Annotated in this window: 20 protein-coding genes; 18 read left to right on the top strand and 2 right to left on the bottom strand. The window is 61.6% G+C overall.

Annotated elements, in window-relative coordinates:
• The first annotated feature begins 4 nt into the window (after positions 1-4).
• Positions 5-1,618, top strand: coding sequence for an ATP-binding protein (locus tag Q6E04_RS04660; RefSeq protein ID WP_303249640.1), 1,614 nt, complete (start codon positions 5-7; stop codon positions 1,616-1,618).
• Here the strand turns inward: Q6E04_RS04660 and Q6E04_RS04655 are convergent.
• The gene (locus Q6E04_RS04655; RefSeq protein ID WP_303249639.1) at positions 1,615-2,832 is read right to left on the bottom strand and encodes an HpaII family restriction endonuclease; all 1,218 of its coding nucleotides are present in this window, start codon (positions 2,830-2,832) and stop codon (positions 1,615-1,617) included. The genes Q6E04_RS04660 and Q6E04_RS04655 overlap by 4 nt on opposite strands.
• Before the next feature lie 495 nt (positions 2,833-3,327).
• On the bottom strand, positions 3,328-3,699 hold the full coding sequence (locus Q6E04_RS04650) for a hypothetical protein (RefSeq protein WP_303249638.1): 372 nt from the start codon (positions 3,697-3,699) through the stop codon (positions 3,328-3,330).
• A 232-nt stretch (positions 3,700-3,931) separates the two neighbouring features.
• On the opposite strand from Q6E04_RS04650, the gene hrcA reads away from it, so the two are divergent.
• The 17 genes from hrcA (at position 3,932) to Q6E04_RS04565 (ending at position 22,577) form a co-directional block, all read left to right on the top strand.
• On the top strand, positions 3,932-4,936 hold the full coding sequence (hrcA, locus tag Q6E04_RS04645) for a heat-inducible transcriptional repressor HrcA (protein WP_303249637.1): 1,005 nt from the start codon (positions 3,932-3,934) through the stop codon (positions 4,934-4,936).
• Positions 4,937-4,960: 24 nt separating this feature from the next.
• The gene (gene dnaJ / locus Q6E04_RS04640; protein ID WP_303249636.1) at positions 4,961-6,100 is read left to right on the top strand and encodes a molecular chaperone DnaJ; all 1,140 of its coding nucleotides are present in this window, start codon (positions 4,961-4,963) and stop codon (positions 6,098-6,100) included.
• 166 nt (positions 6,101-6,266) lie between these two features.
• Positions 6,267-7,487, top strand: coding sequence for a tRNA (N(6)-L-threonylcarbamoyladenosine(37)-C(2))-methylthiotransferase MtaB (mtaB, locus tag Q6E04_RS04635; protein ID WP_303249635.1), 1,221 nt, complete (start codon positions 6,267-6,269; stop codon positions 7,485-7,487).
• Positions 7,484-7,879, top strand: coding sequence for a diacylglycerol kinase family protein (locus Q6E04_RS04630; protein ID WP_303249634.1), 396 nt, complete (start codon positions 7,484-7,486; stop codon positions 7,877-7,879). Before mtaB ends, Q6E04_RS04630 begins: the two co-directional genes overlap by 4 nt.
• 65 nt (positions 7,880-7,944) lie before the next feature.
• A complete protein-coding gene (locus tag Q6E04_RS04625; RefSeq protein WP_303249633.1) occupies positions 7,945-8,751 on the top strand; it encodes a 16S rRNA (uracil(1498)-N(3))-methyltransferase in 807 nt (268 codons plus the stop codon).
• Positions 8,752-8,846: 95 nt separating this feature from the next.
• Positions 8,847-9,338, top strand: a complete 492-nt coding sequence (gene ybeY / locus Q6E04_RS04620; RefSeq protein ID WP_303249632.1) for an rRNA maturation RNase YbeY — start codon at positions 8,847-8,849, stop codon at positions 9,336-9,338.
• Positions 9,339-9,642: 304 nt separating this feature from the next.
• On the top strand, positions 9,643-9,984 hold the full coding sequence (gene rplS, locus Q6E04_RS04615; protein ID WP_303249631.1) for a 50S ribosomal protein L19: 342 nt from the start codon (positions 9,643-9,645) through the stop codon (positions 9,982-9,984).
• A gap of 73 nt (positions 9,985-10,057) precedes the next feature.
• Positions 10,058-10,837 carry a ribonuclease HII gene (locus tag Q6E04_RS04610; RefSeq protein WP_303249630.1) on the top strand — a complete coding sequence of 260 codons (780 nt, stop codon included), beginning with the start codon at positions 10,058-10,060 and terminating at the stop codon, positions 10,835-10,837.
• Between the two features lie 171 nt (positions 10,838-11,008).
• Positions 11,009-11,527, top strand: coding sequence for a YraN family protein (locus Q6E04_RS04605; RefSeq protein WP_303249629.1), 519 nt, complete (start codon positions 11,009-11,011; stop codon positions 11,525-11,527).
• Positions 11,528-11,530: 3 nt separating this feature from the next.
• Positions 11,531-13,024, top strand: a complete 1,494-nt coding sequence (locus Q6E04_RS04600; protein WP_303249628.1) for a YifB family Mg chelatase-like AAA ATPase — start codon at positions 11,531-11,533, stop codon at positions 13,022-13,024.
• A complete protein-coding gene (gene dprA, locus Q6E04_RS04595) occupies positions 13,024-13,992 on the top strand; it encodes a DNA-processing protein DprA (protein WP_303249627.1) in 969 nt (322 codons plus the stop codon). The genes Q6E04_RS04600 and dprA overlap by 1 nt, the downstream gene beginning before the upstream one ends.
• A 92-nt stretch (positions 13,993-14,084) precedes the next feature.
• Positions 14,085-15,425: a methylenetetrahydrofolate--tRNA-(uracil(54)-C(5))-methyltransferase (FADH(2)-oxidizing) TrmFO gene (gene trmFO / locus Q6E04_RS04590; protein ID WP_303249626.1), complete on the top strand. Its 1,341-nt coding sequence runs from the start codon at positions 14,085-14,087 to the stop codon at positions 15,423-15,425.
• 2 nt (positions 15,426-15,427) lie between these two features.
• On the top strand, positions 15,428-16,360 hold the full coding sequence (locus Q6E04_RS04585) for a tyrosine recombinase (protein WP_303249625.1): 933 nt from the start codon (positions 15,428-15,430) through the stop codon (positions 16,358-16,360).
• Positions 16,361-16,443: 83 nt separating this feature from the next.
• Positions 16,444-17,784, top strand: coding sequence for a sensor histidine kinase (locus Q6E04_RS04580; protein WP_303249624.1), 1,341 nt, complete (start codon positions 16,444-16,446; stop codon positions 17,782-17,784).
• Positions 17,774-18,463, top strand: a complete 690-nt coding sequence (locus Q6E04_RS04575) for a response regulator transcription factor (RefSeq protein WP_303249623.1) — start codon at positions 17,774-17,776, stop codon at positions 18,461-18,463. Before Q6E04_RS04580 ends, Q6E04_RS04575 begins: the two co-directional genes overlap by 11 nt.
• Before the next feature lie 122 nt (positions 18,464-18,585).
• Positions 18,586-21,468: an excinuclease ABC subunit UvrA gene (gene uvrA, locus Q6E04_RS04570; RefSeq protein ID WP_303249622.1), complete on the top strand. Its 2,883-nt coding sequence runs from the start codon at positions 18,586-18,588 to the stop codon at positions 21,466-21,468.
• The gene (locus tag Q6E04_RS04565; protein ID WP_303249621.1) at positions 21,465-22,577 is read left to right on the top strand and encodes a hypothetical protein; all 1,113 of its coding nucleotides are present in this window, start codon (positions 21,465-21,467) and stop codon (positions 22,575-22,577) included. Before uvrA ends, Q6E04_RS04565 begins: the two co-directional genes overlap by 4 nt.
• Positions 22,578-22,739: the final 162 nt, after the last annotated feature.

Genomic DNA, 22,739 nt, shown 5'->3' with positions numbered 1-22,739 from the left:
GCTAGTGAAAATCCACGAATTGCCGCCAAGCGCAGGTCGAGTTATTAACAGCCTGAGAGACGCTGGCTATGACTTCAATACCGCCGTGGCCGATATTGTTGACAACTCCATTTCTGCGAATGCAACTAGCATTTTGATTACGGCAACGATGGGCAGCCGCTCTGGCCAAATTGACGTGACGATTGCCGACAACGGCTGTGGAATGTCCCCCGACGAAGTTCTGAATGCAATGAAATATGGCTCGGATGAAAGGGTGGATTCTCATAGCCTGGGCAAATTCGGACTCGGATTAAAGACTGCTTCTACGTCACAGTGCAGAAAAGTTTCGTTAGTATCGAGGAAGAATGGCAGCGACGAGCCCTTCAAACTCGTGTTGGATATCGACCACGCACTCAGAACGAACCGGTGGGAATATCTCGAAGGGCCTGCGACTGCAGTAGAGTTGCAGGCTCTAAAGCGAGTGGCAGATGACCACGCAGGAACGGTGGTTCGTTGGGAGAAGTGCGATCGCATCCTATCGAGGAAATATAGCAAACCTGGCGGGCAGACTCATCAAGCTGCTTTCTATAGGAAAGTGAATGAGCTGCGCTTTCATCTTTCAGTGGTGTTCCAGAGATTCCTGGATTTCGAGGATGGAAGGGCACCGAACGTCAAAATCTCACTTAACGGTGGACGGATACACCCTTGGGACCCGTTCTGCAAGAAGCTGGGCGGAACCGAAGTCACATTTGCTGACAATATCCTTGTCGAAACGGATACCGAGGAAGATGTGCCGTTCAATGTTGCTGCGCATGTCGTTCCGTCTCGCGACGAACTCAACCTGTTTGAGCTGGAGAGCGTCTTTCCGCAGGGGGTCTCACCCGATAAGCTGCAAGGCATCTACGTCTATAGGGAAAACAGGCTCATACATTGGGGAGATTGGTGCAAACTCAGAAAGCCAGACTTCCATTACAGGCTATGCAGAATTGAGCTTTCGTTCAACTCCGATCTCGATGAGATTTTCAACGTTGACTTCAAAAAGTCGCGTATAGAAATCGATCCCTCGGTTGGCGAATATCTGTTAAGCGAGGTCATTGACCCAGCGAGGAAAAAGGCTGAAGCCAGATACAGGGGCCAGGCTTCAATTAGGCACAAACGTGAGGCTGAAGTCTTACATGCTAAGGCTAATAGCGACATTGGGAAACAGGCCGCATCTTCTAGAAGTTATTACGTCCAAAAGCTTTCCGATGGGCAATCAAAAGTTGTAACGAAGAGCGGAGCGACGTTCATCGAATCAAAGCCCATCATCAGGGACGAGAAAGCCGGGGGCGTTATCGCGGTGACTGAGCTTCCGGACAGCGTCTTGTGGCAGCCGCGTCTTGTGGAAAACTCATCGTCCATTTTGCAGACAAGCGTAGAGGTAAATGTCTCGCATCCCTTCTACCAAAAGGCTTACGACCTATGCAAAGAAAATCCTAATGCAATCAAGGCCCTGGATTATCTATTGTGGTCTTTGGCCAATGCGGAATACTCAGCAAAGGACCAACAGTCCATAGACAATTTTGAAGAGATGCGCCGAGAAGTATCTAGGAGTCTTCGCAAGCTTGCCGAAGAATTACCCAAACCCAAGAAGGATTAGTGATAGCCGAACGTAATGGTCGAGCACTTAGCAGAGGCGCCAGTCGATGTCGAGGTGTTTGCCGTTTTGACGCAGCGAACCTTGGGGCGGTGCTCGGCCTTTGCGCCATTGGCATCGTATTTAATCTGAAGATTGAGCGTTAGGTAGTATCTGCTGTTGCACTCGTATATCTCGCCCGTTTTCGCTGTCGGACGATCACTGCTCGTCGATGGTGTATCGAAGCAGGTGGTGTCGATAAGGTGCTCTTCGAAAGCGCCTCTTTTTACGATCGGGTATGAAAGCGTGTCGCCCACCTCGTTGATGAGTAAGAAGCCGTCGACGGTGTCTTTATGGGCCCAGTCCACCGAAGGAACCATCCCACAGAAGGCTGCCCAAAGATACTGACGAAAAGCGATGTCGTAAAGCGACGCGTCTTCTTCGTCTAACGGATTGCTGCGCTTAACACGACCCAATATCTGACGGCTGTGTTTACCCTTGACAAAATACGACTCCAAGATCATGTATCCCAATGTGGATTCAGCATACGGATGAACTCTAGCTAGATTGCGCTTAAAAGTGCCAGCATCTGGCGAGAGGCTGCGATAGCGAATACTCGATGAATGGTCCCTGCAGGCTGCAACACGATTTTTGACTTGGTTTTGGGGAATCGTCGAAACTGCATGAAAACCTGAAGCGTCAAAATCCACAAGCTCGTAATAGAAGTACGTCAAGCCAGACGGATTAACCAATGAAGGACGCGAACCCGCCATGCATTTAACACTGTATTTCATATCGTATTCCGATGATGTCTTCGGATCAAAGATATGAACAACGAGATCCGGCTTGTCAGTGTCAGAGGGCTTGAGTTTATGACAACCGATTGTCTGAAGAAAACCATCGGCTTCGGGAATTGCGAACGAGCGACCGCGGAGAGACTTGATGCCATCAAAAATTACCTGAGCGCAGTTCTCAAATTCAACCTGAGCAACAGTTCGTAGCTTCACGCCGTTCTTGATGATGTCGACTGTTTCCTCATCAGTATTGATGAGATATTCAAAGTTCCTATCAGATGCTTCCCGGCGCTTGACTGATTCAACAGAAACGATCTGACGCTCATTCACTTTTAGATTGTCATCAGTTGATGCGATTCTCCCCGTGCCCAGAACGTGGCAGAACGCATAAGCCTCGCCCCATTCGCCACGATTGCCCTTAAGTTGCTTAATGCTGGTGATCATGGCGTCATTCCTCCTGAGTTTTCTTGATCCGCTCGGCAATTGTTTTAATTACCAGTATGGAAACGGAATTACCAAATTAGTTACAGGGATGTGCGTCTGCCGGCTTAACCTTGAGCGACTAGAGAAAAGCCTGAAGACGGGTCTACTTTCGAGAGGCAATCCCCTAATGCTATTTCCGTTGATGACATCTCTGATGTTTGCTGTGAGTATCATACTATGCTTGCGTTCATCCTCCACAAATTGCGCGTCTTGTCTTTATAGGCTATACCGTTTGTTCCGAGAGGTGGGAGGTGACAAGGCAAGCAGGGACGGTGCGGTAATGAAAACGTCGTTGGGCGGCACTGACAAGCTTGATGCCTACAAGGGACACTTTCGGGGCGCAATGCGAAGTTTGAGTTCGAAGCCCCGATTGCCGATGTGTCCAAGACTGCCGAACGCGCGTTTTCGCTTTGCGCTTGTCTCGACTTTCGTTCTGCGGGTTTTTCGTTTGCATCGCTACCGCGGCTTGCGGGCCACGATGGAAAACGTAAGCGGGATTCGCGGCAGGCCTTCCGGCATACGCCAGCTTTCATCGTGCTTGTCGAATTCAAGCATGGGAAGCGAACGCCAATCGGACACGCCGTATTCTCGAAGCGATTCAAGGTCGAGGACCGTTTCGAGCAATGCGCCGATGATTTCCTGAAAATCGTGCGCCCAGTTGTGGTTGACGGTATGCGGGACCCGTCCGACTTTCCCCTCGCAGGATGGATCGGTCACGTACGACGAATCCTCTTCGTAGGCGACTTCGGTTCCGCCGAAGCAGCCTTGGACGACGGTGAGCCCCGCATTGTCTAGCGCGAAAAGCATGGGATGATCGTCGCGGATCATGAAAACGCCGACAGGGGCGAGGGTCTTTCAATAGACGGCACTCATGTGGTCAATTCGGACAGCTGAGTGGACGGGGCGGCGCTGTTTGCGGGCGGCTCGCGCCATATCGATGACGGCTTCATGACGATTGGAGTTCGCATTAGCACTCGTGCTTCAAGGCTGCTAGAATCACCTTCATATCGGATTCATGCAAAGAATGGCAAACCGCGCGATGCGAAGGAGGACGAGATTCGTGTTGTCTGATCGCAGGCAAAGAGTGCTTCAGGCGCTCATCGAGGAATACATCGCCAATGCGCAGCCCGTCGGCTCGCGTACACTCGTCGATCGCTATCGCCTGGGCGTGTCTCCGGCCACGGTGCGCAACGAGCTGTCGGTGCTCGAGGACGAAGGCTACCTGACGTCCCCTCATACTTCGGCGGGCCGTATCCCTACCGATGCGGGCTACCGTGCTTTCGTCGACGACCTTCTCGAAGAGGAGTACGGCGACGAGACCGAAGGAACCGCATTCGACGAGCTGCGCGACGCGGCTTCGAAGATGGACGACCTCATGGAGAAGACGTCTGCAGCTCTCACACGTCTGACCGATTGCCTGTCGGTCGTCTTGGCTCCCTCGCTTTTGGGTACTGCCGTCAAGCAGGTGTCGCTGGTGTCGTTCACGCCTTACCGTGTTCTCATGGTGGTCGTTACCGACGACGGCCAGGTGCTCGACCGCCACGTCGAGTTCGCCGAAGAGGTCTCGCCCGACGACCTGGCATCTGTCCAGAACGCCTTGAACGACGTTCTTTCGGGAAGGCCGATGTCGGAGGTTCGCGGTATGGCCGCGCGACGCACCTCTGACGCTTTGACGAGCCCTCTCGGGCGCATCGTCATCGACGAGCTCGTCGAATGCCTCAATGCGGGCGAGTCCGACCGCGCCCATAGGCTCGGCATCTCGTCGCTTCTGAACAAGCCCGAGTTCAGCAATGCAGCCGCAGCGCTTCCCGTGCTCCAGGTGCTCGAAGACGACACCGTGCTCATGCACCTGTTCGACGACGTGGCCGAATCGGGCAATGCTTTGGAAGTGCGCATCGGCAGCGAGAACGGCGCGAGCCAGCTCTCCGGCGTGTCGGTGGTAGCTGCGCAGTACGGTCCATCCGATTCTTCGGGCATCGTGGCGGTCATCGGCCCCACGCGCATGGATTATTCGAAAGTCATCAACGCCGTCCGCGCCGCACGAAGCGCGCTGCGCGACCTGTAAATACGAGGAAGGTAACCAACCGTTATGGCAAAAGACCTCTACGCCATTCTCGGCGTATCGAAAACCGCCACCGACGACGAGATAAAGAAGGCGTTCCGCCGCAAGGCGCGCGAGCTTCATCCCGACGTGAACAAGGCCCCCGATGCCGAGGACCGCTTCAAAGAGCTCAACGAGGCCTATGACGTGCTTTCCGATTCCACGAAGCGCGCCCAGTACGATCGCTTCGGCACCATTCCAGGCGCTGCCGGCGGCGCAGGCGGAGCGGGCGGCTATCAGTACGTCGATTTCGACGATTTGTTCGGCGGCGGTTTCGGCATGGGCGATCTGTTCTCGAGCTTCTTCGGCGGTGCCGCAGGCGGCCGCGCCAACGTGCGCAAGGAAGGTCGTGATATGGGGGTCGGCCTGCGCCTGACGCTCGAGGAGGTCGCCGCGGGCGCTAAGAAGGAAATCGTCTACGATCGCCTGGCTCCGTGCGAGGCGTGCGGCGGCAGCGGCATGGGCGAGGGCGGCCATGAGACCGACTGCCCCGAATGCGAGGGCCGCGGCCGCGTGGTCACGGTGCAGCACACCTTCCTCGGCGACATGCAGACGGCCAGCACCTGCCGCAACTGCGGCGGCACGGGCAAGGTCATCGAGAACCCGTGCGAGGAATGCGAGGGACAGGGCCGCATCCCCGATCGCCAGCATGTGACGGTCGAGGTTCCCGCAGGCATCCGCGAGGGCCAGCAGCTGCGCGTGAGCGGCTTCGGCGAAGCGGGCATGCACGGCGCCAAGGCGGGCGACCTGATCGTCACCTGCCGCATCCAGCCGCACGAGTTCTTCGAGCGCGAAGGCGACAACCTGCATGCGCGTGCCAACGTGAGCTTCATCCAGGCCACGCTGGGCGCCGAAATCGAGATCGACGGCATCTTCGAGGACGAGAAGGTGCAGGTGCGCATTCCCGAAGGCTGCCAGAACGAGCAGATCGTGCGCGTGAAGGGCATGGGCATGCCGCGCCTGAACTCCGATTCGCGCGGCGATATGTACGTGCATATCAACGTTCTCATCCCGAAGAAGGTCACCAAGAAGCAGCGCGAGTTGCTCGAGAAGGTGGCGCAGGAGTTCGGCGAAGAGGTTTCCGATGCGCGCAGTCCGCTGCAGAAGCTGCGCGACGCGTTCAACTAAGCCGATCGAAAACGAGCATGCATGCGCGGCGGCCGGAAAGCCGCCGCTTCGCGTTTCGCTATAAGGCTTTTATGCTGATTCGGGCGCGGCGCCCACGCACGGCTCTTACGGGGGCGTTTTCGCTTATATTCGTACCCATCGATGTTTCCGTTGAAAGGCTCCGATGGTGTCCGATACCGAACCCCGCCGTTCCCAGACGTTTCATGTGGTCAATTTGGGCTGCAAGGTCAATCGCGTCGAAAGCGACGACTTCACCGCAGCTCTGCTCGCCCGCGGAGGCGAGGCGGTCGACGAGAAATCCGCAGACCTGGTCATCGTGAACACATGCACCGTCACCGGCGAAGCCGAGAAGAAGACCCGCAAGGCGGTGCGCGGCGCGTTGCGCGCGAACGATCGCGCGCGCGTCATCGTCACCGGATGCGCCGCCGCCATCTCGCCCGAGGTGTTCGAGGCGATGGACACCCGCGTCCAGGTGGTGCCGAAGGGCTCCATGATGGGGCTACTCGCTCCTGAGGGGTCTTCCTTCGAGCCTCACGGCGCCGCGCCCTTGCTGCGCGTCGGCGGCGAATTCCCCACGCGCGTGGGCATCAAGGTGCAAGACGGCTGCAACAACGCCTGCACGTACTGCATCGTTCACGTGGCCCGCGGCCGCGCTTGGTCGAGGCCTGCCGACGAAATCGTTTCCGAGGCGGTCCGCCTGGCTCAGGCGGGCGTGCGCGAGATCGTCCTGACGGGCATCAACCTCGGGTCCTATGCGTTCGAGGGCATGACGCTTGCGGGGCTTTTGCGCCGCCTGCTCGAAGCGACCGACGACGGCGTGCGATTCCGCATTTCGTCGGTCGAGCCGCGCGACGTCCACGACGACCTGATCGAGCTGATGGCGCGATCGGGCGGCCGCATCTGCAGGCATTTGCATCTGCCGCTGCAGTCGGGCTCCCCTAAGGTCCTCAAGGAAATGGCGCGCCCCTACAAGGCGGCGTATTTCGAGGAGCTGGTCGACAGGCTCTACGAGGCCATGCCGATGCTGTCCCTTTCCACCGACGTCATCGTCGGCTTTCCGGGCGAGACCGAAGAGGATTTCCAAGCCACGGTGGCGATGGCGGAGCATTGCCGTTTTTCCAAGATGCATATCTTCCGGTATTCGATGCGTGAGGGAACGCCCGCGGCGCGCCGCGCCGACCAGGTCGACCCTGCCGTGAAGGCCGAGCGCGCCAAGCGCCTCGAAAGCGTCGCGCAGTGCCTTCGCGACGAAGACCTCGCGCGCCGCGCAGGCACGGTCGAGCGCGCGTTGGTCGAGACGAACGGCGTGGCGACCACTGAAAGCTATCATGAAGTGCGCGTGTCCGAAGATGCGCGCGTGGGCGAGTTGACGGAGTTCAGGCTATGAGCGAGAAGACCGGGGCCGATCTGAAACGAGAAAACGCGCTGATCAAGTCGTTCGGATACGCGGCTCAAGGCGTGCGTTTCGCCTCGTCCGAGCGAAACTTCAAGGTGGATTGCCTCGCGGCGGCGGCGGCCGTGCTTCTGTGCGTGCTTTTGCAGGTGCCTGCCTGGGGGTTCGTGGCGGTGATCATGTGCGTCGGCGTCCAGCTCGCGTTCGAGACGCTGAACACGGCGGTCGAGGCGGTGGTCGACCTCGCATCGCCCGACATCCATCCGCTCGCCAAACGGGCGAAGGATTGCGCGGCGGGGGCCGCGCTGATCGCGGCCTGCATGAGCGTTATCGTAGGCCTGGTCGTGTATGTGCCCGCGGCGCTGAGGCTTTTCGGCATTGTATGAGCGCGGGCTTGCCGAGGCATGTGCTGCAAGGGCGCCGCTCGCGCGCCCATTCGAAAGGGGGAGCTATGTCATTGCATCATTTCTTTCTGGACGACCAGGTCCTCGAGCTCGAGTCCGAGCCGTGTTTCGCGTTGCGCTTGAGTCCTGAGGATGCTAAGCACGCCCGCGTGCTCAGGCTCGAGCCGGGAGAGCATCTCAGCGTGGTCGACGCCGCGCGGGATTATTTCGAATGCGAGGTGGTATCGGCGGAGGGCGACATCGTGGTGCGCATCTCCCAGAAGCTCGATGCGCCCGATTGCGGACCGACTGTCGTTTTGGCCCAGGGTCTCGCCAAAGGCGACAAGATGGACGACATCGTGCGTCATGCCACCGAGGTCGGGGTGAGCGCTTTCGTTCCGCTCGTCTGTTCACGTAGCGTGGTGAAGCTCGACGCGAAGAAAGCCGCGGCGAAAACCAAGCGTTGGCAGGCGATCGCACATTCGGCCGCCATGCAGGCGGGTCGGACGACGGTGCCCGAAGTGGCGGAGCCTGTGGATATCGCCCGTGCGGCGAATATGTTTTCCGAGGCGACGGCCGTGTTGGTGTGCTGGGAGGAGTGCCCTTCGACGTCGACCATCGCGTCCGCGCTCGCTAGCGCTTTCGAGGAGTGCGGCGTGTGCGACGCCCGCGACGCCCGTATCGTCGTAGTGGTGGGTCCCGAGGGCGGCCTGTCTGCCTCGGAGGTCGAGATTCTTACGTCCGGCCGTCGGGCATGGCCCGTAACGCTCGGGCCGTCCATCCTTCGCACGGAAACGGCGGGCGTCGTGGCTCCCGCGCTCGTTCTGTACGAGTGCGGCGGCATGGGCAGCGGGCGCGGAGCATGCCGCGTCTAGACGGTCCTGAAATCACGCGTCCTGCACGGTAGGCGCTGCCCGGCTCGCGCGGAATCGCCTACGGCATCATGGGAATGGAAAGAGAGAGGTAGTCGATGAATATCGCTGTTGAAATCGAACACGGTGCGGATATCGCCGAAGGGGTCGATATCGAGGGAATCTCCCGATACGTGCTGGCGCAGGAAGGCCAGCCTGAAAACACCGAGGTTTCCATCACGTTGACCACGAACGAGGAAGTGCATCGCCTGAACAGGGAGTTCCGCGGCATCGACCGTCCGACCGACGTGCTTTCGTTCGAATGCGACGGCTACGACGACGATTTCGACGAGGGCGATGCGTTCGAGGACGCGGGCGTTCCCGATGACGAGCCGTATCTGCTCGGCGATATCGTGATCGCCTCCGACGTGGCGCGCGAGCAGACCGCTCAGTTCGGCACCACGCCTCAGCAGGAACTCGCGGTACTGCTGGTTCACGGCCTTTTGCACCTGTGCGGCTGGGACCATGTGCATTCCGATGAGGAGGCTGAGGAGATGGAGGCACGCGAGCGCGAGATGCTCGCGGGCGTCGGCCTGGCGGGCATCCGATAGGCGATCGGAGCTCGTCGAAAGGCATCCGTCGCCGAATTCTGAGAAATCGGTGAACGACGTGCGTATTTGTGCTATACTTCTGCGTCGGCTTCTTAAGTGCGCCGTGTTACGTCGGAGCAAACGGGACCGTTCAGGAACCGCAGCGTTTCCATCCGACCTCTTTTACGGTGCCAGGCAGTCCAGGGTCTTCAAAGGCCCGGCCGAACAGGGCATTGCGTGCGATGCCCGCGCACTGCGCATACGCCGGACCCGAAAGAGCGCTTAAGCAGCAGGTCGTATCAAGACTCATAGAAGGAAACGAAACATGGATATCATCCGCGCAATCGAACAGCAGCAGATCAAGGAAGTCGCTCCGTTCAACGTCGGCGACACCGTCAAGGTTCACTATCGCATCAAAGAGGGTAACCGCGAGCGCATCCAGGTGTTCCAGGGCGACGTCATCCGCCGTCACGGCCACTCCTGCCGCGAGACCTTCACGGTCCGCAAGATCAGCTTCTCCGTGGGTGTCGAGCGTACCTTCCCGGTTCATTCTCCCAAGATCGAGAAAATCGAGGTCGTTCGTCACGGCGCCGTCCGTCGCGCAAAGCTCTACTATCTGCGCAACAAGGTCGGCAAGGCTGCGAAAATCAAGGAAAAGGCTTTCTAAGTCGACTACCTGCAAAAGCCCGCTTCGGCGGGCTTTTGTTTTTATCGGAACCGATTCGGGCGAAGGGAACGGCATGAAACAGACGTTGGCAGATATCAGGGCGGCGTTGCGCGAGGCCGACAGGGAAGGATTCGAAGCCCTCGCGCGCGCCTTGGAAGGCGACGAGCGCAAAGGCGTGCAGCAGGCGCTTGCCGCTGCCCGCCGCAGGCTCGATGCCGAAGACGCCGAACGTGCGCGTCTCGACGAGATGTATGCGTTTCAGGCGAGTCTGGCCGCCGGAGGAGTCGCCGTCGGCCTCGACGAGGTGGGGCGCGGCCCGGTCGCGGGCCCTCTCACGGTTGCGGCGGTGGTCTTGCCCGACGATGCGCGCATCGAGGGCCTGAACGACTCCAAACAGATCCGCCCCGAGAAGCGCGAGCAAATCGCCGTCGAAGTGAAGGACGGGGCCGCGGCCTGGGCGATCGAACATATCGAGCCCTCTTTCATCGATGAGCACGGCATGGCTTCGGCGCTGCGGACCGCCTTCGCGCGCGCGATCGCGGCGGTCGAAGCCCAGGGCGCGCATATCGATTGCGTGCTGCTGGACGGCAATGCAATGGGCCTTGACCCGCGCGAGCGCAACGTAGTCAAAGGCGACGCGAAATGCGCGTCGATCGCTGCTGCCTCGATTATCGCGAAGGTCGAGCGCGACGCGTTGATGTGCGCGTATGCGGAAACGTATCCCGAATACGGGTTCGAGAGCAACAAGGGCTACGCGAGCGCCGAGCATATCGCCGCAATCGAACGTTACGGGCTCAGCCCGGTGCATCGCGCGTCGTTTTGCCGCGCTTGGACGCAGGACGCGCTTTTCTAGCATCGCGCCTGCTTCGGATCGCGTGTCGGAGGGTGTCTGACGCATGCGTCGCACGTGCCTGCCATGCCTGGGCCGGAAGGAGCGGGCCGTCGCGCCAGAGTCGGGCCTGAAACCCGATAAAAGGGCGCCAGGAGCGTTTTCTATGCTGGTCTTCCGATGAAAGGAGGCGGCATGGAACGAGAAGAGAGCCGCAGGGCCGCGACGAAGGAACGGATTGCAAGACAGGATACGGCGGGCGGCGTAATACCGCAGGAGCCCGAATGCGGCGTCGACGCCGTGAACGAGGGGGCCGAGCGCCCCCGCGAGGACGAGACCGCTTCGATGACCCCGCACGAGCTGGGCGTGCGGGGCGAAGAGGCGGCGTGTGCCTTTCTCGAGCGAAGGGGATACGAAATCCTCGAGCGCAATTGGACGTGTCCTGCGGGCGAGGCGGACATCGTTGCGAAAGACGAGGACGGAACTATGGTGTTCGTCGAGGTCAAAACGCGATCGAGCCTGGAAGCGGGCTTTCCCTCCGAGGCGGTTACGCCGCACAAGCGCGCCCGCTACGAGCGTATCGCAGGATATTTCTTGTCGGAATACGAAGGCGCGGAGTGCCGCGTTCGATTCGACGTCATCTCTATTCTGGTGCTCGGCAACAGCCGTGCGCTCATCAGACATTATGTGAACGCGTTCGCATCGGGGCGATAGCCCATGCATCTGCAATACGTGCTGAAGACGGCCTGCATACGCGGCGTCCGAGCGGTTCCCGTCGAAGTGGAAGTGGTCGTTTCGAGGGGACTTCCGGGCATGACGATCGTCGGCATGCCGGACGCGGCGGTCAGGGAGTCGCAGGAGCGGGTGCGTGCGGCTATCAGGGCCTGCGGGTTCACGATGCCGGCTGACAAGGTGGTGGTGAACCTCGCTCCCAGCTCCCTTCGTAAGGCGGGGTCGGGGTTCGACCTTCCGATCGCGGCGGCCATTCTTGCTGCAACGGGGCAGGTGGATGCCTCGAAGCTCCGAACGTATCTTTGGGTCGGAGAGCTTTCCCTCGAAGGCAGGGTCCGACCTGTCCCCGGCACGCTTTCGTATGCCTGCTGCGCCCGCGAAGAAGGGCTCGACCTGGCCGTTTCGAAAGACGCCGCCGACGGGGCGCAGCTTTCGGGCGTGGAGCAGCGCGGGGTGCGCTCGCTCGGCGACCTGCGTCGCTGCGACCTGCCGTTTCTCGGCTTTCCCGCAGCGCCCGCTCGAAGCGATGCTCCCGATTTCGGGTCGATCTACGGTCACGAGACCGCGAAACGGGCGCTGCAGATCGTTGCGGCGGGCAATCACGGCATTCTGATGACGGGCCCTCCCGGATCGGGGAAGAGCATGCTCGCGGCGGCCTTGCCGTCGATTCTGCCTCCGCTCGACGAGGCCGAGCGAATCGAATCGGCGCGGGTCCATTCGGTCGCGGGCGAGCCGATCGAAAGCATCCTTTCAGGAGTGCGTCCGTTTCGCAAGGTCCACCATTCGACCAGCATGGCGGGCCTGATAGGAGGCGGAACGCCCGTGCACCCGGGGGAGATTTCCCTCGCGCACAACGGAGTGCTCTTTCTCGATGAATTGCCCGAGTTCTCGCCTGCGGTGCTTCAGACGTTGCGCCAGCCCATGGAGCAGGGGCGCGTCGTAATCACGAGGGCCGACGGAAGCGTCGAGTTGCCGTCGCGCTTCATGCTGGCGGCGGCGGCCAATCCGTGTCCGTGCGGACATTACGGAGATCCCGATATCGCCTGTCGCTGCACCGATTCGCAGGTGGCGCGCTACCAGGGGCGGGTCGGCGGCCCTCTGCTCGACCGCATCGACTTGCATGTGGACGTGTGGCGTTGCGACCCCGCTTCGATCATCGAAGGCGAACGTTCGACCTGTGCGACGTCGGATGTTTTACGCGAAGGCGTGCTCGAAGCGCGCGAGTTCGCAAGCTGGAGGCGTGCTGCGCTCGGCGATGGGAGGGCACTCGGGACCGACGACCTGCTGAAGGTATGTCGTCTCGACGAGCAGGCGAAAGGTCTTCTGGAGATGGCGGCGCGTTCGATGGGTATGTCTGGGCGCGGCATAGCCCGCGTGCTCTCGGTGGCGCGCACCATCGCCGATTTGGAGCAATGCCGCGATGTCGACGAGAAGCATCTGGTCGAGGCGATCGGCTTCAGGGTGAGGAAGGGGTCGTGATGGCGAATGCGGGATGCAGCAGGTCCGTGAAGGGCCCGCGCTGGGAGATAGCGCGCGGGACGCAGGGGTATCCGCCCGTGTTCGAATGCCTCGACGATCCTCCTGAGACGCTGTATGTGGTGGGCGATCCCAACGCGTTGAGCGAAGGACTCGCCGTGGTGGGGGCGCGCAAGGCGACTCCGTATGGCAGGGCGGCCGCGCGCCTGTTCGCGGGATGCGCCGCCCGACGAGGAATCTCGGTGATTTCGGGAGGCGCGCGCGGTTGCGATGCCGCCGCGCACGAAGCCGCGCTCGAGCAGGGAGGTCGCACTGTCGCGTTTCTCGGAGGCGGCTGCGATATGGTGTATCCCGTATGCAACGCGGGGCTTTTCGACCGTATCGCCGCATTGGGCGGCGCGGTGGTCTCCGAGCGCCCATGGGGCTTTCCGCCGAAACCTTACACCTTCAGGGCGCGGAACAGGTTGATTGCAGGCCTTGCCCGAGCGACGCTCGTCGTCGAAGCGGGCGTTGCGAGCGGTACGTTTTCGACGGCCGACGAAGCGCTGCGTGCCAACAGAGACGTGCTCGTGGTGCCGGGATCGATCTTTTCCGAAACATCGCGCGGCGCGAACATGCTGATCAGGCAGGGCGCCATGCCGGTGATCGACGAAGAGTCGTTTTGCGAGATGCTCGACCGTATGTTTCCCGAAACGGCTTCGGCGCATCCTGCATATGTTTCCGCGCCGGCAAAGGGCGTGGTGAGCGGTCAAGGGGCTTTGCCGCTGCCGGGGCCGCGCGAAACCTACGTGGCCGCGGCGCTCGCCGCCGATCCGATGCGCCTCGAGCAGATGGCCGCCGCTTTCGTCGACGGCGACGAGCCGCTTTTCGGGGGCATGAGCGAGTTGATGGCGTGCGTCGGCCGCCTGGAGGCGATCGGCGCGATCGAGCGGTATCCTGACGGAAGGTTCGGCGCGGTGAAGCAAGCCTGAATGCGGGCGGTTTCTATGGAAACGATATGGTTGCGGATGCGTCTGGCTCGAAGAGTGCGGGCATCCTCACTCGAGCCGGTAGAATCACGGCCATGGATAAGACAGTAGATATCATCGGCGCGGGCCTTGCGGGAAGCGAGGCGGCTTTGCAGCTTGCCTCCCGCGGCGTTCGCGTCCGCCTTCATGAAATGCGGCCCGTCGTCCAGACGGCCGTCCATCACGGTTCCGATTGCGCCGAGCTGGTTTGCTCGAATTCGCTCAAAAGCACCAAGCCGGAAAGCGCAGCAGGCATGCTCAAGGCCGAGCTTGCGGGCCTCGGGTCGTTCTTGATCGAGCAGGCGGGCCTCAATCGCGTCGACGCCGGCGGCGCTCTCGCCGTCGACCGCGACGCCTTCTCGGCCGCGGTCACGCGTCTCGTGCGCGAGCATCCTTCGATCGAATATATCGTCGGCGAGGTCGACCGTCCTCCGGCGGATGCCGACGCGGTCGTTCTGGCCACCGGTCCCTTGACATCGGATGCGCTGGCGTCATGGGTCGCCGAGCGCGCAGGGTCCGACAACCTCGCCTTCTTCGACGCCGCGGCTCCGATCGTCATGGCGGATTCTCTTGACGAAGCCGTGCTGTTCCGCCAGTCGCGCTACGAGGACCAGGCGGTGGGCGACTATCTCAACGCGCCGTTCACCAAGGAAAGCTACGACGCCTTCATCGACGAGCTGCTCGCGGCGGACCGCGTCATCAAGAAGGATTTCGAGACGGGCGATTTGTTCCAGGCATGCCAGCCGATCGAGGAAATCGCGCGCAAGGGTCACGACGCGCCGCGCTTCGGAACGTGCAAGCCGGTCGGATTGACCGATCCCGCCACGGGCAGGAGGCCCTGGGCCGCCGTGCAGCTGCGTGCCGAAAACGCCGACCTGACCGCGTACAACCTCGTGGGATTCCAGACCAATCTGACGTTTCCGGAGCAGCGCCGGGTGTTCCGCATGATTCCCGGCCTCGAAAACGCCGAGTTCGCCCGCTACGGCGTGATGCACCGCAACACGTTCATCTGCGCCCCCGAGCTGCTCGATCGCACGCTTTATTTCGAGAAGGCGTCCGCCGAGGTCCCGGTCTATGTTGCCGGCCAGCTTTCGGGCACGGAGGGTTACTGCGAGGCCATCATGTCGGGTCTCGTGGCGGCTTTGTCCGTCTACGCGCGCCTGAGCGGCGTCGAGATGCCCGTCATGCCGCGCGCCATGGCCTTCGGCGCCCTGCTCGATTACGCGACCGACCCGAACACCGAGGTCTATCAGCCCATGCATGTGAATTTCGGCATCATGGAGCCGTTCGAGCAGCGCATCCGCAACAAGCAGGAACGCTATGCCGCCTATGCGCGCCGCGGGACGGAAGCGCTCGAATCGTATCGCAGCGCCCTGCAGGAAGCGGGCCTGCTCTGATCATGGACGATGCGCAGCGCATATCGCAGGCGCCGATCGATGGGCGCTTCGTCGCCTGCGTCGGGCGATTCCTCGATGCTCTGGCGCTGCAGCGCAACGCATCGGAGCATACGGTGCGAGGGTATCGCTGCGACCTGTTCGATTACGGGCGTTGGGCGGCGCGAAAAGGCGTCGACCCGCTGTTCGCGGACCATCGCGCCATGCGTCGCTACCTGGCCGAGCTCGACGCGGCCGGCTGCTCGCGGCGCACGACCAACCGGCGCCTTTCGGCCATGCGCTCGTTTTTCCGCTGGCTCGAGGCGAACGGGGTGCCGTGCGACGATTCGGTCGTGTCCATCCAGGGCCCCAAGGCCGAAAAGGGCTTGCCGCGGGTGATGAGCGCCGCCGACATGCGGCGCCTGCTTTCCGTCTATGCGGATCGCGACGACGAGCGCGGCATGCGCGACCAGGCGCTGCTCGAGCTTCTGTACGCGTGCGGCGCGCGTGTGTCCGAGGCCGCGAACCTCGGCGTGGACGGCGTCGATTTCGCGGGGGCGCAGGTCAAGGTGTTCGGCAAGGGCCGTAAAGAGAGGATCGTGCCGCTGCATGACGCGGCCTGCCGCGCGTTGCGCCGCTATCGCGACGAGGCGCGGCCCGTTCTCGAGTGCGCGGGGCCTTCGCCGTATTTCTTTCTGTCCACGCGCGGTGCGAAGATGAGCTCCGACGCCATTCGCGCGGTGTTCAAAAAGGCGCTTTCGGCCGCGGGCCTCGACCCCTCGCTTTTCCCGCACGCCGTGCGCCACACGTTCGCCACGGACCTTCTCGAAGGGGGCGCCGACCTGCGCAGCGTCCAGGAAATGCTCGGCCATGCGAGTCTGTCAACCACTCAGATCTATACGCACGTTTCGCCGACGAGGCTGAAAAACGAGCACGCCCGCGCGCATCCGCGCGGGTAGAGCGATATGGCGAAACCGGGCAGAATGGCGAATACGCCATCGGATGTATGGCATTGCGCGCCGCGACGGCTTAGCATGAAACGATGAATGATTTCGAAAAACAACCCCATGCATTCTCCAAGCTCGGCGGCAAGGCGAGCCGGTCGGCTCGCGCGTTCATCTCGTCGTTGCTCGGCGACTCGGTGCGTGAGCGTGAGGGCGAGCCTGCGGGTCCCTTCGAGCTTTCGGGCATGCGTCCGCGCGATTGGGGCGTCGATGCCTTGGTCGCCTTGCTTGCGTTCATGTTCGGATGCGTGCAGCTTATTCTCGCATCCACGTCGGTGCTTTATGTCGACGGCCCGTTCAGGGAAATGGCGGGCCTGGTCAATATCGTTCCTAACGGATATGCATACGCCGCGCTGGCGTTTACGACTTTTCCCTTGGTGTTGCGCCGCGCTGCGCCGTGGCCGACGCTTGCTATCGTATCGGCGTGCTTCTTCTTCTCGAGCGGCTTCATGTCCGGATACGCCCTGTCGGCCGTCGGGCCGATCGTCGCCGCCTTCACGGTGGCAAGCGAGCTGAGCGGCCGGCACGCCGTCGGCGCGGGCATTGTCACGGCCATCGTGATGCTTGTGGTGCCGACGCCGCTGCCGAGCGAGACGCTCGCCGCCATCATGCGCATGCAGAATGCCGTATTCGCCGCTGCCGCGGTGTCGCTCGGGTTCGCGGTGCGGACCTATCGGGCCTATGCGCGCGAAACCGAGCGCAGGCTCGACGAGGCTGAGCGCAGTCGCGAAGAGCTCGCTGCGCGTCGCGTCGCCGAAGAACGCGTGCGAATCGCCCGTGACGTTCATGACATCACGGCGCATTCCCTTTCGGCGGTCACCATCCAGGCCGCCGCCGCCGAGCGTCTGATCGACCTCGATCCGGTCGCGGCGAAAGAGGCGATTCGCGACATCAGGACCGTTTCGAAAGGGGCTCTCGACGAGATACGCTCCATGGTCGGCGTGCTTCGCGGCGACGAAGCGGCGCAGACGGCGCCTGCGGAAGGGACGGAGCGCCTCGACGACGTGGTGTCCTACCTTAGGCGCGCAGGTCTCGATGTCTCGTGCTCGACGCGCGGCTACGAGAAAGAGAAGGTTCCCGCGTTCGTCGACATGGCTCTTTTCGCCCTCGTACGCGAAGCGGCCACCAATACGGTGCGCCATGCCCATGCGTCTCATGTGGATGTTACGCTGCGTTCGACCGGCTCGTCGGCGTCTTTGTCCTACGTCGATGACGGCGTGGGTTTTTCCCAAGCCGATCGCGATGAGGCCGAAGGACATGGACTGCGGGGCATGGCCGAGCGTATCGAGGCGCTCGGCGGCCGATTCCGGGCTGCCGGAAATGGCGGATGCGCGCTTTCCGCCGAAATCCCTCTGGAAGGAGTTCGCGATGCTCGATAGCAAAACACCCGCTGCGCCGATCCGCGTGGCCATAGCCGACGATCAGGACCTCGTACGCAAAGGCTTTCGCCTCATCCTCTCATCGTTTCCCGGCATCGAGGTGGTGGGCGAGGCGGTCGACGGCTCCGATGCGGTCGCGTTGGCGCGCAGGATGAGGCCCGATGTCTTGCTGATGGATATCCGCATGCCGCGCAAAAACGGCATCGAAGCCACCAAGATTTTGGCCGAAGACCCCGAAGCCTCTCATGTCGCCGTTTTGATCTTGACTACGTTCGACATCGACGAATACGTCTATGACGCCTTGGCGGCGGGTGCGAGCGGGTTTTTGCTCAAAGACGTCGAACCGGACGAGCTGGCGCGCGCCGTGCGCGTGGTGGCTGCGGGCGATGCCCTGATCGAGCCGTCCGTCACGCGCCGCCTGGTGGAAACCTATGCGGCATCGAGGCGCAAGACGCGCTTCGACGGGTCGGCGGTCGAAGGCCTCACCGAGCGCGAGCGCGAGATCTTGAGCCTGGTCGGCCGCGGCATGAGCAATGACGATATCGCCGACGAGCTGGTCATATCGCCCGCTACGGTGCGCACGCACGTCGGTCGCGTCATGGCGAAGCTCGACGCCCACGACCGCGCTCAGCTGGTGGTGGCCGCCTATGAAAGCGGCTTGGTGAAGCCAGGAATGTAGGCCGTATTCGCGCCGCGGCTCTTTGGACGTATGGAGGATTTCGCGTACGTCCGTTCGAAACGCCCGATCGCTGCAATAAACTATCCAATTACACATAATGCATTCGAAGAGAGGTTCGGAAAGTGGCAAGCGATTCCATCGTGGTCAAAGGGGCCCGTGAGCACAATCTCAAAGATGTGAGCGTGACCATACCGCGCGACAAGCTGGTGGTCATCACCGGTCTTTCGGGAAGCGGCAAGTCGAGCCTGGCCTTCGACACCATCTACGCCGAGGGTCAGCGTAGGTATGTCGAAAGCCTTTCGGCCTATGCGCGTCAGTTTTTGGGCCAGATGAACAAGCCCGACCTCGACAGCATCGACGGCCTTTCGCCGGCCGTTGCGATCGATCAGAAAACCACGTCGAAAAACCCGCGCTCGACCGTGGGAACCACGACGGAAATCTACGATTACCTGCGTCTGCTGTACGCGCGCATCGGCATTCCGCATTGCCCGGAATGCGGCCGTGAAATCAAGAAGCGCACCACCGACCAGGTCACCGACGAGATTCTTGGTCTTGGCGAAGGCAAGCGCGCGCTGATCCTGGCGCCTGTCGTGGTGGGGCGCAAGGGCGAACACACCAAGATTCTCGCCGATTTGCAGAAAGAGGGCTTTTCCCGCGTGCGCATCGACGGCGAGGTGGTCAAGCTCGGAAACGAGCCGGTGAAGCTCGATAAGAAATTCAAGCATACGATCGACGTGGTGGTCGACCGCGTGGTGCTCAAGGATTCCGCGCAGGGCCGCATCGCCGAATCGGTCGAAGTCGCCACCAGGCTTGCCGAAGGCCGCGTCGTCGTCCATATCGTCGACGACGAGCCCGCCTCCGAAGACGCGCTGAAGACGACGCCCGGTTTCACGGGAATTTCTGCGGCCGACCATTTCTTCTCGCTCGCGTTGGCGTGCCCCGAGCACGGCCATTCGATGGACGAGCTGCAGCCGCGCGATTTCAGCTTCAACGCGCCTTACGGCGCCTGCCCCGACTGCGCCGGCCTTGGCAGCAGGGAGGAGGTCGATCCGAGCCTGCTTGTGCCCGACCCGTCGCTGTCGCTGAACGAGGGCGCCATCGCCCCGTTCGCCACTGGAAATTATTACCCGCAGGTCTTGCGTGCTGTCTGCGCGCATATGGGCGCCGATCCCGCCACCGCGTGGGAAGACCTGCCGAAAAAGGTCCGCGATGCGCTCCTGTTCGGCATCGAGAAAGAGAAGGTCCGTGTCGACTACGTGACCGTCGACGGCCGTGAAACCTATTGGAACATCGATTGGGAAGGCGCCTGCGAGGCGGTCCTCGGCCGCTACAAGGATGCGCAATCCGATTCCCAGCGTGACAAATACGGCAAGTACTTCGCCACCATCCCGTGCGCGACTTGCGGCGGTAAGCGTTTGCGTCCCGAAATCCTGGCCGTTACAGTTGGCGGCAAGAACATCCATGAGGTCTGCGAGATGGCGGCGGTCGATTCGCTGGCGTTCTTCGACGCCCTCGAGCTGAGCGAGCGCGAGGCGACGATCGGCGCGGCGATCGTCAAAGAAATCCGCGCGCGATTGAAGTTCCTTGTCGATGTGGGCCTCGATTATCTGACGCTCGAGCGCGCGACGGCGTCGCTTTCGGGCGGCGAAGCGCAGCGCATCCGCCTGGCCACGCAAATCGGCGCAGGCTTGATGGGCGTGCTCTATATTCTGGACGAACCTTCGATCGGCCTGCATCAGCGCGATAACGAACGCCTGATCGCGACGCTCGAGCATCTGCGCGATCTGGGCAATACCGTGATCGTGGTCGAGCATGACGAAGATACGATTCGTCATGCCGACTACGTTATCGACATGGGTCCCGGTGCAGGCGAGCGCGGCGGCGCGGTTGTCGCCGCAGGCGCGCCCGACCAGGTGGCCGCGGCCGAAGGAAGCTTCACGGCCGATTACCTGTCCGGGCGCCGCCGTATCGAAGTGCCTGCCGAACGCCGCCGCCCCCGCAGAGGGTCGGTCAAGCTCACGGGCGCGTCCGAAAACAATCTGAAGAATGTGACGGTCGAGGTCGAAATCGGAACGCTTACCGTGGTGACGGGCGTGTCGGGTTCGGGCAAGAGCTCGTTGATCACCGATACGCTCGCCCCCGCCTTGGCGAACCGCATCAACCGCGCCCATCATCGCACGGGCGCCTACCGCAAGCTTTCCGGCTACGAGGCGCTCGACAAGGTAATCGATATCGACCAGAGCCCTATCGGTCGTACGCCGCGTTCGAATCCCGCGACCTATATCGGGCTGTGGGACGACATCCGCGCTCTGTTCGCGAGCACCCAGGAGGCAAAGGCGCGCGGTTACGCGCCCGGCCGCTTCAGCTTCAACGTGAGCGGGGGGCGTTGCGAAGCGTGCAAGGGCGACGGCCAGATCAAGATCGAGATGCATTTCCTGCCGGACGTCTACGTGCCGTGCGAAGTGTGCGGAGGCAAGCGCTACAACCGCGAAACGCTTCAGGTCGCCTATCGCGGCAAGAACGTCTACGACGTGCTCGATATGACGGTCGAAGAGGCCCTCGAGTTCTTTAAGAACATCCCCGGCCTGGCGCGCAAGCTGCAGACCCTGCACGACGTCGGTTTGGGCTACATCCGTCTGGGGCAACCCGCCACCACGCTTTCGGGCGGCGAAGCCCAGCGTGTGAAGCTGGCCAGCGAGCTGCAGCGCCGCCAGACCGGCAAGACGTTCTACATCCTCGACGAGCCTACTACGGGCCTGCATATGGAAGACGTGCGCCAGCTGCTCGACGTGCTGCAGCGCCTGGTCGACAAGGGCAATACCGTCCTGGTGGTCGAGCATAACCTCGATGTGATCAAGTGCGCCGACCGCGTGATCGACCTGGGACCCGAGGGTGGTGCGCGCGGCGGCTCGATTCTCGTGGCGGGTACGCCCGAGGAGGTGGCCGCCACGCCGGAAAGCCACACCGGCCGTTTCCTGCGTCCTCTTCTGGAGGCCGGACGATGAGGCGCCATGACGCCGGTGCCTCATCGCCCGAGGAAAATGGCGCCGCGTTCGAGAAGGGCGCGTCATGTGCGTGCGGCCGGGGCGAAGGGGATGAGCCGTCGTTTTCATGCTCGGCCGAGGCAGCGCGCCTGCTCGACGCCCGTTCGGTCGCTGCGTCGCGTGCGGCGAAGCAGCATAAGCGCGAACGCATCGCGCTCGCCGTGTTCGCCGTGCTGGTCGTTGCGGGCTTCGTCCTGCTGACGTCGTACATCTCGAACGCGGGCCGCGGGCTCAACGTCGCGGCTACGAGCATCGACGATGTCGCTGGAGACATGTCGGGCTACGATGTGGTGCTGTTCGACGGAACGGTGCGAAAGAAGGATTCGTCGCAGGTCGACGACAAGGCGGCCGATGCGCAAGGAAGGGATGTCAAGCCCATTCTGATTCCGTCTTCATCGGCTAAGATATCTTCGGCCGAGGATGCCGAAAGCGCTTCTTCGCAGACGCAGTATGCTGCTGACGGGGCTTCCGACGGGGAGATGACGATGGAGGAAGCGCGTGCGATCTATGAGGGTAAAAAGGCCTCCGTCATCGAAATCCACTCGGATTCGCTGCGTGAATTCGTGAGCGGCCGCATCATTATGAAAGACGGCCATACTTACGGCTTCTTCAGCATTCCCGCGGATATGACGGGGGGCTTTTCTATGCCGACGACGACCACGACGAAGACGACGAAGACGACCGTTACCACGCCGTCGGGCGAACCCGGATCGGTCGATGAGAAGACCACGACGCGTGTGAAGAGCGCTTACGGAAGCGTATCCGAGCTGTTCGCCGCCGTCGATCCCGCAGCGATCGATCCGGCGTTGGTGAAGCACATCGAAGACGTGCTGGGTCGTTTCGAGGCGGCTCATGTCGATACCGTGGTGGCGTTTACGTCCGACCCTACGCCTTTTTCCGTGATTTCGGGCGTGGATGCGGTGATCACGTTCAAGTCCGACGACCGTTTCTCGATGAGCGAGGTTATCGACGGCACGCTGTACTTCGACGCGCCCGAGGAAGGCAGCGTCGGCGTGCTTATGATAGCCCCTGGAAATGTAGCTTCCACGAAGGTTCTTACGGAAAACTAGTTTCGTCTATCGACTGGGTGAAAGTCGTCCGCCACGGTGCGCTGCGACCGTCGGCGGGCGGCATTTTCTATTTCCATGCCGTATCTTTTCTTTCGCTTTCGGCGGAGGACCGTCGCGCGATGGTATCATGACGCATCTCGCTTATATTCCGTTTCGCTTTTC

It is taken from the genome of uncultured Slackia sp., assembly GCF_959608125.1.
Classification (GTDB): domain Bacteria; phylum Actinomycetota; class Coriobacteriia; order Coriobacteriales; family Eggerthellaceae; genus Slackia.
Note: the sequence above shows the minus strand (reverse complement) of the source record. Positions and strands in the feature narration are given on the sequence as shown.